General features: G+C 40.1%; 17 protein-coding genes. 9 read left to right on the forward strand and 8 right to left on the reverse strand.

Going from position 1 to position 18,082, the window contains the following annotated elements; translation table 11 throughout:
* Window positions 1-3 precede the first annotated feature (3 nt).
* From B3317_RS06450 to B3317_RS06465, 4 genes are all read left to right on the forward strand, one after another.
* A complete protein-coding gene (locus tag B3317_RS06450; protein WP_291110113.1) occupies window positions 4-753 on the forward strand; it encodes a helix-turn-helix domain-containing protein in 750 nt (249 codons plus the stop codon).
* Between the two features lie 244 nt (window positions 754-997).
* Entirely contained in the window at window positions 998-1,381 is a 384-nt protein-coding gene (locus B3317_RS06455; protein WP_006800284.1) for a DUF6249 domain-containing protein, read from the forward strand.
* Window positions 1,382-1,939 (forward strand): RNA polymerase sigma factor, encoded by a 558-nt coding sequence (locus B3317_RS06460; protein ID WP_291109790.1) that lies wholly within the window; start codon window positions 1,382-1,384, stop codon window positions 1,937-1,939.
* Between the two features lie 41 nt (window positions 1,940-1,980).
* On the forward strand, window positions 1,981-2,322 hold the full coding sequence (locus B3317_RS06465) for a hypothetical protein (protein WP_291109793.1): 342 nt from the start codon (window positions 1,981-1,983) through the stop codon (window positions 2,320-2,322).
* Window positions 2,323-2,413: 91 nt separating this feature from the next.
* On the opposite strand, the gene B3317_RS06470 is transcribed toward B3317_RS06465, so the two are convergent.
* Window positions 2,414-2,689 (reverse strand): hypothetical protein, encoded by a 276-nt coding sequence (locus B3317_RS06470; RefSeq protein WP_291109796.1) that lies wholly within the window; start codon window positions 2,687-2,689, stop codon window positions 2,414-2,416.
* A 292-nt stretch (window positions 2,690-2,981) separates the two neighbouring features.
* Entirely contained in the window at window positions 2,982-4,442 is a 1,461-nt protein-coding gene (locus B3317_RS06475) for a tryptophanase (RefSeq protein WP_291109798.1), read from the reverse strand.
* Between the two features lie 349 nt (window positions 4,443-4,791).
* On the opposite strand from B3317_RS06475, the gene B3317_RS06480 reads away from it, so the two are divergent.
* Window positions 4,792-5,610 (forward strand): aldo/keto reductase, encoded by an 819-nt coding sequence (locus tag B3317_RS06480; RefSeq protein ID WP_291109800.1) that lies wholly within the window; start codon window positions 4,792-4,794, stop codon window positions 5,608-5,610.
* Between the two features lie 76 nt (window positions 5,611-5,686).
* Here the strand turns inward: B3317_RS06480 and B3317_RS06485 are convergent, their stop codons facing one another.
* Window positions 5,687-8,392, reverse strand: coding sequence for a TonB-dependent receptor domain-containing protein (locus tag B3317_RS06485; protein ID WP_291109802.1), 2,706 nt, complete (start codon window positions 8,390-8,392; stop codon window positions 5,687-5,689).
* Between the two features lie 835 nt (window positions 8,393-9,227).
* On the opposite strand from B3317_RS06485, the gene B3317_RS06490 reads away from it, so the two are divergent.
* Both B3317_RS06490 and B3317_RS06495 read left to right on the forward strand, forming a co-directional pair.
* Complete coding sequence (locus tag B3317_RS06490; protein ID WP_291109804.1) at window positions 9,228-10,763, forward strand: glycine--tRNA ligase; 1,536 nt, start codon at window positions 9,228-9,230, stop codon at window positions 10,761-10,763.
* 77 nt (window positions 10,764-10,840) lie between these two features.
* Window positions 10,841-11,419 (forward strand): FKBP-type peptidyl-prolyl cis-trans isomerase, encoded by a 579-nt coding sequence (locus tag B3317_RS06495; protein ID WP_291109806.1) that lies wholly within the window; start codon window positions 10,841-10,843, stop codon window positions 11,417-11,419.
* Window positions 11,420-11,496: 77 nt separating this feature from the next.
* Here the strand turns inward: B3317_RS06495 and cdaA are convergent, their stop codons facing one another.
* The 3 genes from cdaA to B3317_RS06510 all read right to left on the reverse strand — a co-directional run bounded on the left by cdaA (window position 11,497) and on the right by B3317_RS06510 (window position 14,235).
* The gene (gene cdaA, locus B3317_RS06500) at window positions 11,497-12,291 is read right to left on the reverse strand and encodes a diadenylate cyclase CdaA (protein WP_291109808.1); all 795 of its coding nucleotides are present in this window, start codon (window positions 12,289-12,291) and stop codon (window positions 11,497-11,499) included.
* A gap of 94 nt (window positions 12,292-12,385) precedes the next feature.
* Entirely contained in the window at window positions 12,386-13,159 is a 774-nt protein-coding gene (locus tag B3317_RS06505) for a GNAT family N-acetyltransferase (RefSeq protein ID WP_291109810.1), read from the reverse strand.
* Window positions 13,160-13,335: 176 nt separating this feature from the next.
* On the reverse strand, window positions 13,336-14,235 hold the full coding sequence (locus B3317_RS06510) for a DUF2156 domain-containing protein (protein ID WP_291109813.1): 900 nt from the start codon (window positions 14,233-14,235) through the stop codon (window positions 13,336-13,338).
* Between the two features lie 289 nt (window positions 14,236-14,524).
* On the opposite strand from B3317_RS06510, the gene B3317_RS06515 reads away from it, so the two are divergent.
* A complete protein-coding gene (locus B3317_RS06515) occupies window positions 14,525-15,133 on the forward strand; it encodes a helix-turn-helix transcriptional regulator (protein ID WP_006800297.1) in 609 nt (202 codons plus the stop codon).
* Window positions 15,134-15,145: 12 nt separating this feature from the next.
* On the forward strand, window positions 15,146-15,844 hold the full coding sequence (locus tag B3317_RS06520; RefSeq protein WP_291109815.1) for a hemerythrin domain-containing protein: 699 nt from the start codon (window positions 15,146-15,148) through the stop codon (window positions 15,842-15,844).
* A gap of 5 nt (window positions 15,845-15,849) precedes the next feature.
* Here B3317_RS06520 and B3317_RS06525 read toward each other — a convergent pair whose 3' ends face one another.
* Together B3317_RS06525 and B3317_RS06530 are read right to left on the reverse strand one after the other, a co-directional pair.
* A complete protein-coding gene (locus tag B3317_RS06525; protein WP_291109819.1) occupies window positions 15,850-17,328 on the reverse strand; it encodes an O-antigen translocase in 1,479 nt (492 codons plus the stop codon).
* A gap of 216 nt (window positions 17,329-17,544) precedes the next feature.
* On the reverse strand, window positions 17,545-18,054 hold the full coding sequence (locus tag B3317_RS06530; protein ID WP_291109821.1) for a DNA-deoxyinosine glycosylase: 510 nt from the start codon (window positions 18,052-18,054) through the stop codon (window positions 17,545-17,547).
* Window positions 18,055-18,082: the final 28 nt, after the last annotated feature.

An 18,082-nucleotide genomic window follows, 5' to 3' on the forward strand; every position in this document is an offset into this window, starting at 1 on the left:
ATTATGAAATATAACGACAACACCGCCGAACGCATCGTAGAAATGATTGAACAAGACCTTCACGGAGTATCCGAAATATGTAAGATTCTCCGGATCAGCCGCCAGACTTTCTATGACTGGAAAAAGAACAGACCTGAATTTAAGGAAGCTGTGAAAGATGCGTTTATACGCAGGGAAGAGGTTCTGGTAGCAAATGCCCGCATCGGGCTGAAACAGCTGCTTGAAGGCTATATACAGAAAAAAGAGAAGATCACCTATGTCCCCGATAAGAACAACCCTGCGGAGGATGTGGAGAAATACCGTGTAGTGGAAAAGAAATTCTGCCCGCCAAGTATCCGCGCGATAAAGTACGTGCTCGACCGTGAGGAAAGGAGTAAAGAGCGGCAGCAGTTGGAAAACAGGGAAAAGCGTCCGTTAATCATCGAGGTACAGGACGGGGAAACCAGACGGCAACTGATGATATTAAAGGAGAACGGCTTCCGTTCGGGCGGCGCGCTCAATCCGGAGATAGTGACTGCCGTGGAGAAAGAGTTGGAAGAGGAGAAAAAAGTGAAAAATGAAGAACGGAAAACGAAAAGTGAAGAACTAAAAGTGAGAAATGAAGAATGGAAAGTGAAAAGTGAGCAGGTAGACAAACAGGATAAAGCGGAGGAACAGCCGCCTGTTGTGCAACCGCCTGCCGCTCCGGTAGAAAAGCCCAAACCGAATCCTTATCCGTTTCTGCCGCCGGGATATACATCGAGAACGGATTGAGTTGAAAGTTGAAAAGCTGTGAGTCGAAATATGGAAATAGTGCAAAAGTTGTCAAGTTTGTCAAGTTTTAACAATTAATAAATATATCTTTAAATCCGAATAGAGCAAAAACAATTATAAATCAAATGATTACAAAAATATAAATTTTACTGAAAAATATTTTCAAAAATTTGTAACCAAATGCAATACCGTGTAGTCATATATTCGGAAACAGATTAATAACAAAAATAAAAAATTAGAAATTATGGACTTTATGCACAACATTATACCAATTGTAGCTATCCTGTCTTCAGTAGCGCTACCTATAGGCTTCGGTATGTTCCTTGGCCTGAAATCAATAGCCTCGAAGCACAAGGAACGTATGGAATTGATAAAACAAGGTATTATCCCGCCGGATCAGACAAAGCCGACTCCAAACAAGTACAGATCGCTACGGAATGGTATCCTTTGCGTAGGCATTGCCCTGGGACTGATTATAGCCCTGATTATATCACGGGTTATGGAACTTGGAGAGGACGAAGCGTTCTGGGTAGTTGCCTCCGGAATACTATTATTCCTCGGATTGGCCTATGTAACGTTTTACATACTGGTGAAAGATAAAAAAGAGTTTGACGACGACGCTGAATAAATGAACGAAAAGCAACAGATACACAAAGTACTGAAGGGGGATAGTTCCGCCTTCGGCTACTTTGTAGATACCTATCAGGACATGGCTGTCACTATAGCCTTCCGTGTCTGCGGAAACAAGCAGGATGCGGAAGATATAGTGCAGAACGCCTTTGTCAAAGCTTTTCACAATTTGCATACATTCAGAGCCGACAGTAAATTCTCTACATGGTTTTACCGTATTGTTTATAATACTGCCATCACCGAGACGAGAGGCAATGTGCACAACACCGAATTTGTCGATTATAAACAGATTGACATGAACGACTCTTATTCCGATATGGACACCATGGCCCAGATAGAAGAAAACGAGCGGAAAGAGCTTATCAATAAAGCAATGGACCGCATACCCAAAGATGAGGCCGTGATACTAACCTTGTATTATCTGGAAGATAACTCCGTAAAGGATATTGTACAGATAACGGGACTGACTGATGCGAATATAAAAGTAAAGCTGCACCGGGCACGAAAGCGATTCGCCGATACCATAAACCTACTGATGAGGCATGAATGTGCCTGATAAAAAACTTTTTATATATTTGAATAAATAAAAACAACGATATGCAAGATGATAGAATAAAGGAGCTTCTGTCGGGCACAAAGATAAAAGCCGGAGAGAATCTGAAATACAGAATCATGCAACAGATAGAAACGGAGAAGGCTCTGGTCTCTAAAAAGAAAGTGACCACACGCCCCGTTATAAAGAACATGCTTACCACTTTCGGCGTTATGTATGCGCTTATCGCCATCGTGGGGCTGGCTGTCTACTCTGCATCGGGACAGAGCGGGTTGAGTTCGGCCACTTTCCTTGTTCCGGTAATACTGATATCTTCTGTTTGCAGCATGTTTTGGATGATCTCGGTTTACGACGACCGCAGACGCAGCAAACACAAGGCTAAGTAATAATGCAGAATAAAAACGGCCTCAATTAATTGAGACCGTTTCCTTACGTATACTAGTGAGGTATTCTTATAATATGTAAGTATTCTTTCGTTTATTTTTTTACTTCACTTTTTACTTTTTTTGCTTCTGATTTTACTTCTGATTTAACAGCCTTTGCGTCTGATTTCACATCAGCTTTTGCAGCCTTTGCATCGCTTTTTAGAGCTTTAGTCTCTTTCTTTGCAGTTTTTTCGGCAGCCTTTACATCGGCTTTAGCTTCTTTTTTCACTTTAGATGCTTCAGTTTTTGGAGTAACATTTTGAGCCATAACACTAGTAGACGCAATTAATGCAATTGCCATAACACTTGAAAGAATAATCTTTTTCATAATTTTTTGTCAATTAAAAAAGTTAAACATGTTGTTTAAATACGGAACAAATGTATATCCGATTTCGAATCGGGCGCTGTTAATCCGCGTTAAAAAAAATGGCTCTATGTGTAAGGATTATTAAGGATTATTTACTTCGTTTAAATAGTATCTCAGCGCTTGCTTTAGGGCTAAAATAGTATCCGGATTTTACAGTTTTATTTATACTTTTATTAATTTAAGATTTATTAGCATCAAATTGTCAACAATCAAGAAAGGACCCGAAAATTATCGAATCCTTTCCTATATATATCTATAAACTATCTCCGAAATCTTCCTTGAATTTTTCCAATAGTTTTTGTGGCCAATCGCTCACCGGTTCGAGCCCACCCATAAAAAAGCGCAGGACAGGCGGTTCGTACACAAATCTAAGCCCTCCTATCAGATGGCGGTTCTCATAGAGCCACGTCATGCGGTCCTCTACATATTTTATCTGAGAGAGGGTGAATACACGGCGGGGGATGGCCAGACGCAGCAACTCCATATCGGCATATGTCTCATTGCCATATTCATCGCGTTGGTTAGACACTGACCCCCGTTCCATACCACGGATTCCTGAAATAAGGAAGAATGCAGCCGCAAGCGATCCTGCCGGATACTCCGTCTGGGGAATGTGGGAACAGATCTCCATAGCGTTCACATGGCAACCAAGCACTCCCGCAGGCGTTACCACAGGAATACCCTTGGCATCGAGTGCATTTACTAAATAAGCGATAAACTGAGGACTCTGGCAAATCATACTCTCATCCAGTGTTTCGTACAAGCCCACCGCGATCGCTTCTATTTCCCTGACCGACATACCTCCGTAGGTAAGGAATCCTTCGAATAAAGGTACCAACGGTTCCAGTTCTTTGAATATCGCATGATTGTTAGTACAGATACCGCCTCCGCGGGATGAGCTTAATTTACGGGCCGAAAAGTAAACAAGATCAGCAAGGCCTGTCATACAAAGTACGATTTCGGCCATTGGGCTATTCTTAAATTCTTCTTCCCGTTGTTTTACCAACCATGCGTTTTCGCCGAGCAGGCTGGCATCCAATACAAGTTTGATTCCGTATTTATCGGCAATAGCGCGAACTCCACGCAGATTCTCTATAGAAAAAGGTTGCCCGCCAATCAGGTTTGTGGAGGCCTCCATACGGATGTATGGTATATTTGCCGCACCATGCTTTGTAATACACTTCTCCAGCTTTTCCAGATTCATATTCCCTTTGAAAGGGTGCTTACTGTTTATCACATAGGCTTCGTCATACAACAATTCTTCTATCTTACCTCCATATTGGGTTATGTGCGCCATTGCCGTTGTGAAGTGGTAGTTCATAGGCACAATACTACCCTTACGGATAAAGGCATTGGAAATAATGTTTTCGGCAGCACGTCCCTGATGCACCGGCAATAAGTACTTCTTTCCGAGAACATCTTCAACGGCTTTTTGATAACGTACAAAGCTCTGCGAACCTGCATAGGCATCGTCAGCAATCATCATGGCTCCCATTTGGCGGTCGCTCATAGCATTTGTTCCGCTATCGGTAAGCATATCGAGGAATACATCTTTTGTATCGAGCCTGAATGTATTGAACCCGGCTTCGTATAATGCTTCCAAACGACGTTCGATAGGAACTAAATGTAATTTCTGTACTACCCGTACTTTGTGCAACTCCAGTGGAATATCTTCTCCACCGTAGAATTTGATTTTAGCAGAATTGTCTGACATGATATTAGTTTATATAGTATGTTAAAATAGATAACGCAAGATATAAATAATTATTCAATAAGCAACAGGATTGCGAGTTAGATAATGAAAATTTACAAAATAAGAGATTTTGGCTATCTTTTTGCTAATATTCATTTCATAATGAATCATCTTGTGAAGACGATAAGATCAGAAAGACAACACCTTTTACAGTTAAAAACCCGCACCATACCTACCTGTCTGCTTATTGCTTATTCCAATACGTCAAAGAACTAAAAGCTATATCCGCATAGATAAAATTATCTAAACTTAATCACAGTTTTAATTGTTAAATTATTATCACGATCAATGATCTATAAAGATAAAAACAATGGAAAAAGTAAAACTGAATAATGGTGTACAAATGCCATGGATTGGTCTGGGTATATTCCGCATCGAGGACAACGAGGCACAAAGAGTAGTAGAAACCGCACTAAAGGTCGGATACAGGCACATTGACACAGCCATGTATTATCACAACGAAGAAGCAGTAGGTAAAGCAATCAAAAATTCAGGTATTCCACGGGAAGAAATTTTCGTCACCACTAAAATGTGGAACGCCGATCAACGAAGCGGGAAAGTAAAGGAAGCATTCGAAGCAAGCCTGAAAAGACTCAATCTGGACTATCTGGATTTGTACCTGATACACTGGCCGGTCGAGGGAAAATTCGTTGAAACATGGAAGAAATTCGAAGAAATTTACCAGAGCGGAAAAATAAGAGCCATCGGTGTAAGCAATTTCAAGCAACATCACCTCGAAACTTTACTAAAGGAAACAACAGTAGTACCTGCTGTAAATCAGATAGAATTACACCCTTACCTCACACAGCAAAACGATCTTGATTTTTGCAAAAAAGCAGGTATTCAGACAGAGGCGTGGAGCCAGTTTGCTGCAAACCAGACAGGTCTATTCGAGGAAAAGATATTGACAGATTTGGCTGTAAAATATTCAAAATCTCCAGCCCAAATCATCCTTCGCTGGGATTATCAGAGAGGGGTAGTAACCATACCAAAGTCTGCCAACGAAAAAAGAATGGCTCAAAACCTCAATATATTCGACTTTAAACTGACAGAAGAGGAAATTAAAACAATCAATTTATTAAATGAAAATAAACGCATCGGTCCTGATCCCGATCATGTTGATTTTTGAAAAATCTACCATAAGAAGCCTCCTCTAATTGAAAGAATTAGAAGAGGCTTTTGTATACCCATTCTTTTTCTCAATGCTAATAATAGCCGCCGCCGTATATTTCTTCCCCTTCATCCGTATCCTTCTTCCCCTTAATTAAATTGAATTTATAGGAAAAGGTCACCAGAAAATACTGGTTGATTGTGTTTGTCCGTGAATCGGACATATAGTTACCACTCACATAACGGGTAATATTGTTCCTGTCGTTCAGTATATCAAAAACCTGCGCTTTAATCGTACCCTTTTTCTTTCTCAGGAATTGTTTCGATATGGATGCATTCCACAATATCTCACTATTCTTAAAATCATCTTCGTATCCCGAATAATAAGAAAAATTGAGGCTGCTGGTAATGGCAAAATCGTAAGGAAGATGCCACATGGCAAAATGATTGAGTGTATAATTCGTCGTATTCCTGTCCTGCAAATCGGTCAGGTTATTTCTTGTCATATTATAAGATATGCCCGCACGCAAAGTCGTTTCAAATTTATCATTCTTAAATCTGGCCGACACCTGTTCTGCCAGCACCACATTATGGGTTATGGCTTTTTCGCCGTTAGTATAGCCGATGTTCTTGTAGTAATTGCCTGTAGAATTGTTGGTAACAGTGAACTTCTTGTTCTTTAAAGGTGTATTGTACATAAAATTTATGTTGGCACCCATATTTCCGCTTACATTCCGGTATGTATTGGTGCTATTCCCCTGTTCGTCTATCAGGGTATAATCCACAATATTGTTGAATGTATAATTAAATCCGGCCATAAGCATCAGGAAACGGCTTGTCTCATAGTCCGATTTCTGATAAAAGACATTTAAATTATTACTGTAGCTGGGTTTCAGATTCGGGTTTCCGTAATATTTCGACAAGGCGTTTACAATTACCGTATCAGCTGATAACTGGCTTATTCCGGGCTGGCCTGTGGAACCCGAATAATTAAAATCTATATTTGTCCTTTCATTCGGAGTATATGAAAAATTGAGGCTTGGAGAAAAGTTCACCACACTCTGCCTCAGATTTTCGATGATAGAATCACCAAGGCTGATTTTACTGCGGGAATGCGAAGGGTCTATGCTAAAACCGATAGTGTATCTGTATTTCTCTTTTGTCGCCTGAAAGTTAAGGCTGATATTCTGGTTTATATACGTATTATCCGTGTTCCGGGCATAAGCCGAATCTATAATCGTATAATTACCTTCCCCGTCCCTCTTGCGCACATCCCGTATCCGTTCCGAGTCATTCAGTCCGTAGGAATAGGAAAGTTGCAGGAAGTAATCTTTTCCTAGTGGCTCCACATACGACATGGATAGGTTATAGCTGTTTGTTTTATTATCCGTATTTGTCCGTTGGTCTATTATTTTATCTTCTGTCTCTCCTGTATAAGTGGTATGGGAATAATTTGTCCCTTTACTGTTATCTTTTCGCAGCGAATTATTAAAAGATAAGCTGACTGTCCTCCCCTTATTATTCAGTTTACGGCCAATAGTGAAATAATTATTCAGACTGTATCCGTCTCCTTTCGACCGGTTTACAGACTGTCCGGAAGTGGTATCCTTGTCCGCCACATAAGAGAAATTTGTCGATACCTGATCGCTCCTCGTATTATTAAAGCTGATATACGAACGGGCAAAAACGGTGGTCAGGCTATCGGGTTTCCACTGTATGTTCATTCCTACATTCGTATTTTCGCGCATGTTGGTCGATGACATATCCTGTTTTGCCAGACGGTCACCTGTGGAGAGGAATGTTTGAGTATTCGTCTTGGTTTCCATCAGGTTCTCGTTGTTCGAATACCTTACATTTCCTCCTATTTTGAATTTCTCCGAGACTTGCATATAAGCATTCACTCCCACATTCTTATTCTTATCTATGCCATTATCCATCCCCGACATATATTCATCATCACTCACATTATTCATATCCCCCACAAAGGAGAGCTGATTATCGCCCCGCATATGATTTACCAGTATCTTATTGGCATATTTATCGTCACTGCCATATCCTCCTTTGATATCGCCGAAAGTACTTTGCTTCAGTTCTTCTTTTACTACCAGATTGAGCACCTGCTCAGGGTCTTTATCCCTGAATCCTGTTACTTTGGCCGTCTCGGATTGCTCTTTATACAATTGCAGTTTCTTTATCATATTGGCAGGCAGATTAGCGAGAGCCATTGGTATATCGTTTCCGAAAAACTCTTTACCGTCTACCAATATCTTATTTATAGTTTTACCATTGGCCGTTATATTCCCGTTCGCATCTACCTCCACTCCGGGGATATTCTTTAACATATCCTGCAACATATCACTTTCCTGTGACGTATATGAACCCGCGTTGTATTCTATTGTATCTCCTTTTACCAGAATGTTGGGTACTTTTGCTTCTACTACGGCAGCACCCAACTCAATCGTATTTTCCTCCAAATAGATATCTCCTGCCGTATAATCCGGGCTTTTTGCAGTAGTATTAAAGTTTTGTAAAAAAGTCTTATAACCTATAAATGAGATCTCCAGCACATATTTACCCGGAGATGCCAAAAATCTGAACTTCCCTTTTTCGCCCGACGCAACACCCTGTATATAAAGGCTGTCCGACTGATTTAGCAGACGAATGGTTGCTGAAACAATCGGTTCTTTTGTTTTTTCGTCATATACAGTGCCTTGTATATATCCCCTGACATCTCTTTTCGCTGTCTGGGAAACAGAAGAGAGACTTATTACAAGCAGTAGGAATAAATACAGATACCTCATTAATATTCTATTTTATATAAAAAACGAAGGTAACGCTTTTTTTAGTATTTCTTTATAGAGTGCTAAACATGGGAAATTCACTAAAGTGCATTGAAGAAAATTTTATTTATTTCTATTCTTTCCAGTCCAGCATTCAATTAAATTTACATTTGCTAACTACACAATGTTAAAACTTGACAACCAACGGTCACAGGAGCGTAGCGTATGTAAACGCTGACAACTTTTTAGTAAACAGTAAACAGTTAGCAATAAACAACCCGTAAGATATAAAAACTTTGCGTCTTTGCATGAAACAAAACAGGGCACCAGCCAACCCGTAACTATTAAAAAAGGTAACACAGAAAACAATTAAGAATGAATAATTAATAATTAGCTTGTCATGCCGAGCAGAGCGAAGCATCTCCCCGCTGGCGCGGACTTCCAGTCCGTGTCTTGTTGACAGGGCAAAAATGTTTGCTACGCAACACACAGACGGGACGTCTGCGCGAGCGGGGGTATCTCGTGTCTTGTCTACTCGTATCTCATATTACTTAAAACTCACGACTTGTTAAAATCTGACAAACCTGACAACTTTTCCTGCTTTTTTTACTTTTTCCCAATCTTTAAATTCTTAAACATTAAATTTAAAATCCTCCCAAATCTGTCAAAGAGTTATCCGCTATCAGCTAAATGCTATCGGCTCTAATTATATAGATAAACTTTTTTAAAAAGATTAAATTTTGCGCAGTTGTTCCGATAAGTGATATGGCACCCCCTTCTATATCAAAAAAAAGTGTTTACTTTGTGCAACTTATTCAATTACATATAAAACAAACATAAAACGAGTTGAAGGGATATGTCAGAAGATGTTTTTAAGAAGATAGTTTCACACTGCAAAGAGTATGGTTTTGTATTTCAGTCCAGCGAAATATATGATGGTTTAAGCGCCGTGTACGATTACGGGCAAATGGGTGTGGAACTGAAAAATAATATCAAAAAATACTGGTGGGACAGCATGGTCTTGCTACACGAAAATGTAGTAGGAATCGACTCCGCTATCTTTATGCACCCTACCATCTGGAAAGCTTCGGGACATGTGGATGCTTTCAACGACCCTTTGATTGACAACAAGGACAGCAAAAAACGTTATCGTGCCGATGTACTGATAGAAGAGTATATGGCAAAGATCGACGACAAAATAAATAAAGAAGTAGAAAAAGCGGCTAAAAGATTCGGGGACAGCTTCGATGAAGCCATGTTCCGCCAGACAAATCCGCGTATCCTCGAAAACCAGGCAAAACGCGACGAGGTACATACCCGCTTCGCAAAAGCATTGAACGAGAATAATCTGGAAGAGCTTCGCCAGATTATCATCGATTGCGAAATCGTAGACCCTATCAGCGGAACACGTAACTGGACCGATGTGCGCCAGTTCAACCTGATGTTTGCCACCGAGATGGGTTCTACCGCTGATGGTGCAATGAAAGTATACCTGCGCCCCGAAACGGCACAGGGTATTTTCGTAAACTTCCTGAATGTACAGAAGACAGGACGCATGAAGATACCGTTTGGTATAGCCCAGATAGGTAAGGCATTCCGCAACGAGATAGTTGCGCGGCAATTTATTTTCCGCATGCGCGAATTTGAACAGATGGAAATGCAGTTCTTTGTTCGTCCGGGAGAAGAACTGGAATGGTTTGCCAAATGGAAAGAAACACGTATGAAGTGGCACAAGGCTCTTGGATACGGAGATCACAAATACCGTTTCCACGACCACGATAAACTGGCTCACTATGCAAATGCCGCTACCGACATCGAATTTGAGATGCCGTTCGGATTCAAGGAAGTAGAGGGTATTCATTCCCGTACCGACTTCGACTTGAGCAGTCATGAACAATATTCAGGTAAAAAATTACAATATTTCGACCCCGAACTCAATAAATCGTATACACCTTACGTTATTGAAACGTCAATCGGTGTCGACCGCATGTTTTTATCCACTATGTCAGCAGCATATTGCGAAGAAGAACTGGAAGGCGGAGAAAGCCGCGTGGTATTGAAACTACCGGCAGCATTAGCTCCAATCAAGCTGGCTGTACTGCCTTTGATAAAGAAAGACGGACTGCCGGAGAAGGCTCAGGAAATAATCGATAATTTGAAATTCGATTTCAAATGCCAGTATGACGAAAAAGACAGTATCGGTAAACGTTACCGCCGTCAGGATGCTATTGGAACTCCTTATTGCGTAACGGTAGACCACCAATCGCTGGAGGATAATACAGTGACAATCCGCTATCGCGACACTATGGAACAGGAGCGCGTAGCCATAGACAAACTGGCTGATATAATAGCCGACAAAGTAAGTATGAAGAACTTATTGAAAACAATATAAAATAATTATGGGTTATAAATTATAAGCGATGAATGAATCCCGCCTCTTGTAACCCGTAAATCGTAACTATAAAAATTATGAATAAAAAACTATTTGCTTTAATCGCCATATTTTGCTCGCTGGCATTTTTTATTTCTTGTAGCACTGATAATGAGATAGTGATAGATGAAGAATGGAAAGCGTATAATGAAAAGCAAATCACGGATATAGATAAATCAGTGTATCAGTCCCGTGAATCGGAAAGTAAGAATGGCACTATATACTTCAAATATATAGATGATTATGACTCTGAAATAACCAAAACCGCTTCAACTAAAATCACAGATACAGAAACTCCATATTTTACTGACAGTGTGGCTTATCGTTGCGAAGGATCTTTTCTATGGCAAGATGGAACAAAGTCTGTTTTTCAGAGTGACAACAATGGTTCTGTTCTGCGTGGACGTGTCAGTGGTTATATTGATGGTATGAGAACCATGCTGCAACATATGCATAAAGGAGACCAGGTTGAGGTAATTATTCCTTACCAGCTCGGTTATGGTACAACTGCTCAGTATGACTCAAACGGTTACGTGAAAATTCCGGCTTATACTACACTGAGATTTAAGATCTATCTGATAGATATAATCCCTGATAATCCGGGAGAGTTTGATTAAAGCAGAATAATCTGAAAAACTAAAAGGGCGTAAAAGTGATACTTTTACGCCCTTTTAGTTTAGTCGTATCAATAAACTTAATTTCCTGTCATTTTCGTTTTTTTCTTCTTACGCATACTTCCTATAAGAAGCTCCTGCAACTTCTCAGGAGTTATATTTGCTTCAATCTTACCCTGACTGACAAATGAAATCTTACCGCGTTCTTCGGATATCACAATAACCTTAGCATCTGTCTCCTGCGATATGCCTATGGCAGCCCTGTGCCTTAATCCGAAAGATTTTGGAATATCGTGGTTCTGCGCTACCGGAAGGATGCAGCCTGCCGCCTTAATCCTGTTACCCCCGATAATCATAGCACCATCGTGCAAAGGTGTATTCTTGAAGAAAATATTCTCGATAAGACGTGTACTTATATCAGCATCCAGCGCTTCTCCGGTATCGGCATAATTACCGAGCTTTATCTCCTGCTCTATTACTATAAGCGCTCCGGTATATGTCTTTGCCATATTCATACAAGCCAGTACCAGAGAGGTTATAACGGAATCGTTTAACTCACCTATATCTTTCGAACTGAATATCTTGGTTATAAAGCGGAAGGTACGGTTCGAACCCAGAGATATAAGGAAACGCTTTATTTCATCCTGAAAAATGATGATAAGTACAAATAATCCGAAGTCGGTAAACTTATCGAGGATAGCCCCCATCAGGCGCATCTGCAATACCTGCGAAACAAGTACCCACAGGATTATAAAGGCTAAAACACCTTTAAAAATAGCACCTGTACCAGACCTCGATACAATTCTATACAATTGATACATTACTGTTGCAACCAACAGTATATCAACAATATCTCTTATTCCGAAGTTTTCCATTAGCAGGATACAGCATTAAAAATCAAGTACCAAAGATAGTAGATTTCTTTCAGAATCAGCCTAAAAAATCATTCCGGTGTTCTTAAAAAATCTTTTATTCGAGCATCTGGTTCATTACAGGATGATGCAACGGGAATAAGCTCCTGAAGGGTTCATCCAGTTCGTCTGTCTTATAACCGAATAACAGGCGGCATAAAAAACGGATATCTTTTATCTCCATACCGGCATGAGAATTCTTTTGTGAATACAGACCATACAGACAATCCACATCCATTATCCGTGCCATTCCCGCAATGTCATACTTCTCGGGAAATCCGTCTATGATTTGTTCTTCTACTATAGCTTTGAAATCTGTAAATGTTTTTTGCACACAAAAATCCTTATTGCGGAACAATGCGTCATATACTTTATACGCCCCGGTTATATCAGGATTATCTTCCAGTATTTTCTTTAACGGATATAACGGAACAGTTCCCTTTTCAAACACTTTCTGATAGCCATACTTTTCATAAAAACCATATAGCCAGTCCTCTGCCGGGACAAGAACGGACAAGGGTATTCCTCTCTCTCCGATCACTTCATGAGCCTTGTGTATCAATTGATCCATATATCCCCTTCTGCGGTATTCGGGCAAAGTACATAGTCCCGCCAGATATGCGAAAGGAATTTCCTCTCCGTAAAATGTAATTGTATAGGGCAGCATTTGCAAAGAAGCGACAGCTTTATCTCCTTCAAAGTATATCAGCGTATTCTCATCCCTATACTTATACTTGAAAAGGATATCCAGAAAATCGTCAGCATCGCCAAAGCATGTTTTCCACATCTGGCGAACCAAAGGCATTGTATGTTCATTTGCAAATTGTATCATCTAGGCCCCCTAGCCCCCGGAGGGGGTATTTTAACTATATCATATAAACTACTCATTATATACTACTTAAAACTTATTGTTTATCAAAAGTTGACAAAATTGACAACTTTTCTCAAATTCATAATTTCTTACTTACCCTCTCTGCAAGTCCCCCTCCGGGGGATTAGGGGGCTAATTTATACTTTCGGTATCAACATCCCTTCCTCAAGAAGAATATCCGGATAGTAAGACATCTTGGCTTTGCGCAGATTGTCCAGTCCCATATCCTCCTCTCTGTTGATATACACAAATTCCGAAGCTTCGTGCTCTATAAACTGCTGATTGATGATGGTATAAGCACCATTCATATCCCCGAATGCTTTTTCCACATGCACCACAAACGAATCTTCGGTCAGCGGTTCACCTATTGTAAAAGCCACAATCCGGCCATTTACACGCACGGCGCCTCCTCGCAGTTGCAGATACTCGAAATGCTCGAGCATCAGTCTTGTCGCAATATAGTCGTAACGCTGAGTTATATTAATAGCGGATGTAGACTTCTCTTCCCACTCATCAAGCATTCTCACACATTCGTCCAACTCTTTCTTAGAGGTCAACGGAAAGTATTCCCAATCAGGATTGTCTGCTTTAAAGCGGTTGATATGATTCCGTTTGCTTTGCAGTTTTTTACCAGACAATTTTATCAACTTCTCTGACAGGTAGATATATTCATCGTTGTTCCTGTCGGGAAGGTAACGGAACTTATCCGGCATCTCCTTCTGTATATTTTCCCACATCCGGAGTGTGATACCTTTCATCTGGAAGGGGATTCTGTTGTCCTCCGCATCTTTCATTATTAATTCAAAAGCGTCTTTCAGAGGCATTTTGCCTATCGGCATCATATAATAGAGTTGCCCGTCGGAGTCCTGAAAACGAAGAAATATCGTACGGTGCTCCACAGCATACATCGTCTTAAACTTGGCATTCCATGCAAACAGGTTAGCAAAGCAAAAATCACAGGCACGATAAATATTTCCGGAAAAACAGGCATCTATTTCTTTTTTATCAGATAGTGTAATTTGTTTAAAGTTGATCATAAATAACGAGTTACAAGTTTTAGATACAAGCAGATGAGTAAACAGGTAAACGAGTTCTTGTCCCTCAATCCAAGAATTGGCATATTAGTACATTATCCCATTTGTTCCTCTTCCACTTGTACTTCATTCGCTAAACAAAACTAATACAAATATTGTTTTCAAACACACAGATAAAGATATTATCTTTTATTGACATTCTTTATGTTCAATAACATTTGTTAATAACATAATTTATAGCGTAATTTGCACTTTATAAAGAATGATTCTATATAAGAAACAGTCATAAAAGATGTCGAATACAAAGAAAGTATTAGCAGTAGCCGAAACATCATATATTATACGGAAAGGATTGGTCTATGTCCTCTCCCAGTTATCCAGTGTGGGGAAGGTAGTGGAACTAAAAGAAATGGAGGATATCAATTATCAGCTCGATATACTTCGCCCCGATGCAGTACTCATCAACCCGATGCTTCTGGGACATACCTCGAAGCAGGATATACGCCAGCAACTCAACTTAAATAAAAATATTGCAATCATAGCACTGGTATATAATATCATTGATGAGCAGTTTTACAAATCGTATGATGCAGTTATCAAAATAAACGATTCGGAGTCAAGAATTGAAGAAACATTACTGAATTGCCTGAATAAAGAACAAGCCGGGCAAAGTGACCAGGAAGAACTCAGCGACAGGGAAAAAGAGATCCTTATCAGCGTAGTAAAAGGGATGAGCAATAAAGAGATTGCCGAACATCACAATATATCCATACACACGGCTATAACACATCGCCGGAACATTACCCGTAAACTTAAAGTACACAGCATCTCGGGACTGACCATATATGCAATAATAAACAAACTTGTAGATATATCCGAAATAAAGTATCAGGACGAATAAAACTTCAATATCATGCAAAATATCACTATCATATTTAAAAAGTCAATGAAGATGTCGGAACTGATAGATGCCGACTACCGGCTTCTTCTGTTACTCAACCGCCTGAATATATCTTTGGGATTTGGCGAGAAGAGTGTAGATGCTGTTTGTAAAGAAAACGGATTCGATACCGACTGCTTCCTGTTCCTTGCCGGCTATCAATCCAATAAATCCATCATCAATATAGAAGAAGCTTTCAGAGCCCTTCCACTGGAACCGTTTCTCCGCTATCTGAAAAGCTCCCATAGCTATTTTCTGGAAAAAAGGCTACCCAATATCCGCCGTAAACTGGAGCTTGTTTTCGATACGTCCGAAAAAAGATTGAAAGATGTTGTGCTCAATTTCTTCGACAATTATACGAAGGAAGTAGAGGAACATATGCTATATGAAGATGAGGTTGTTTTCCCTTATGTATACTCCCTTATTACCGAATCGGGGGAAAAAAAATATTCCATAAACATATTCGAGCAAAGGCACAATGACATAGAGGGTAAGATGAACGATCTGAAACAGATACTGATGAAATATCTGCCCGGCACTATAGACCAGATGCTTATGGTAAATATTCTTACCGAACTGTATATGTCGGAGGAAGAACTTGAAGCCCATACTTTCATCGAGGACAGTCTGGTAATACCAAGGGTAAAAGAAATAGAAAAGGGTAAAATCTGATCCTGTTATTTTTTTCTGAACCAGTCCTGTAATTCACTTATACTGAATACTTTTTTCAGTTTAATATACGCATATATAAGCGATATGACTAAGATTCCTGCGCCCAAAAGCAAGCTATATCCCCCCGCATAATATTGCGCTATATAGAAAGCGATTCCGATAAACAGCATGTTTATAGCTGTCATCTTTAGAATATTGCTGTTCCAGACAAAGCCCGAAATAGCTTTACCCACTAGGAAAACCACAGGCAGATAAACGACATAGGCTATCAGATACCCCATGCCCGTAGCTTCAAGCCCGTATTTAGGGAATAGTAAATAACCGGACAGCAGGTAAACCAGATAAAATGTGATTTCTGTGACCAGAAAAGTAACCCCTTTGTTCTTTGCCAACATAATAAAGGCTACAGGCCAGCAGAGCACCTTGAAAAAAGTTCCCAGCACCTGCCATCTCAACACGGCATCAGCATACCCGAATTCGGAGCTGTAAAGAACTGACAGAGCAAAGTCGGCAAACAACAGCATCCCGACAATGATAGGAGAAGCTACTATCAAAATAATATAACTTTGCTCATTTACCAGTTTCTTCACTTTCTCTCCTTCATTTGCAATAGCTGACAGGCGGGGGAAAAAATCCGACCCCATAGAACGGAGGATAAGGCTCAGGTATATATTTGTAATCACCCATGCCGACTGAAACAAGCCTGCGGCATCCATATCTATACTCCGCGCGACAAAGGTCTTAATGAAAAACATACTTACTGTACCTATAAATCCGGCTACAACAATGAAAAGTCCTAATTTCAGGGTTTTCAATCCCGATTCGAAAGCCTCTTTATTTGATATATCACTTTTTCTAAGATGTAGTTTCCGGTAATAGAATTCTACACACAGAAATGAAAGCAGTGATGAAAATACAAAAGCAGGAAGAATCCCATCCAGACCGAAAAGTAAATAAGCAGGTATAGATATAAGCAATCCGAAAAAGCTTCCCAGAAAAGCGGATTTTGCCATTTCGGGAATCCTGCGCATCCCCTGTAATACGGAAGATCTGCCCATAGTCAGTATCGCAAGGAACACACAGACTGATAAACATGCGATATAAAGGGTAAAACTACTGTCTTCAAAGGCCCAGATACTAATCGGATAAGAGAAAATGAGACAGGCCAGTGCTCCGCACAAAGCCATCGCCCCAAACCATTTATTGAACCGGGTAACAGTTTTATAAAGTATTTCCTTGTCTCCGGAACTTTCCGCCTCTGCAATCTCCTTCACACCTGTGGTATCCATTCCCAATCCTCCGGCCGAGCGTATCATCTCTATAACCGAGTTATATATGCCGATAATACCCACACCGACCGGTCCTAGCAGAACAGCTATCATCTTATTGCGGACAACCCCGGTCAGGATAATAAGTATCTGCGACCCTCCAAAAATAGATGTAGACTTTAGAATCTGATTATATGACGAGTTTTTCTTTTCCAATGCAAAGGCTTATACTGTTGTTATACATGCAAATGTAGTAAATAATGTGAATCAGCCAACTTGTAACTGCCCACAGGGCGTAGTAACTTGTAACTAAAAATTCAACAATTTCATACTACAATAATCACTTCAACTACTGATTCGCATTAATCATAAACAATTATTGTTGCAGATATAAAAGGTAATTAACAGGTCTGCGACCAGATTATTACCTTATCATAAATCCGTCACTTCTGTAGCCTTTACAGTATCAATAAAGACCTGCCACTTTTCAATTTTTTCGGCAAGCGTCATCCGTGCATTAGCCGGACTGGGAGAAGGCAGGGTAATAAATATCCTGTTTTCATCGAAACCTACATATTTTCTATAAAATTCTTCAGCCTTCTTGCTTGTAAAAAAGACATGTTTGATCTGAGGATATTTCCTGAAAAACTTTTTGAAATCGTTCGGCTTTTCATTCTTAATACTGCTATCGAGGCTTCCTGTCCCTTCGCATGACTCAAGAACATCCCAGATAGCGATATTATTCTCTTCAAGTAAAGCATTTTTCCCGGCATAACTGTCCGGTAGCGGCTTGTCAAATAAAGCAAAAATGATCTTCCAGAATTGGTTGCTTTTATGCCCGTAACGTTCCTGTTTACGCAAAGACTCTTCGCTGGGCATTGTTCCCAGAATCAATATTCGCGATTTTTCGTTGGCTATTGGTTCAAAAGCTATTTTTCTCATCTTTTTAGTTGCAAGTTACTAGACCCAA

This window comes from Dysgonomonas sp. UBA7710 (assembly GCF_002482385.1).
GTDB lineage: Bacteria > Bacteroidota > Bacteroidia > Bacteroidales > Dysgonomonadaceae > Dysgonomonas.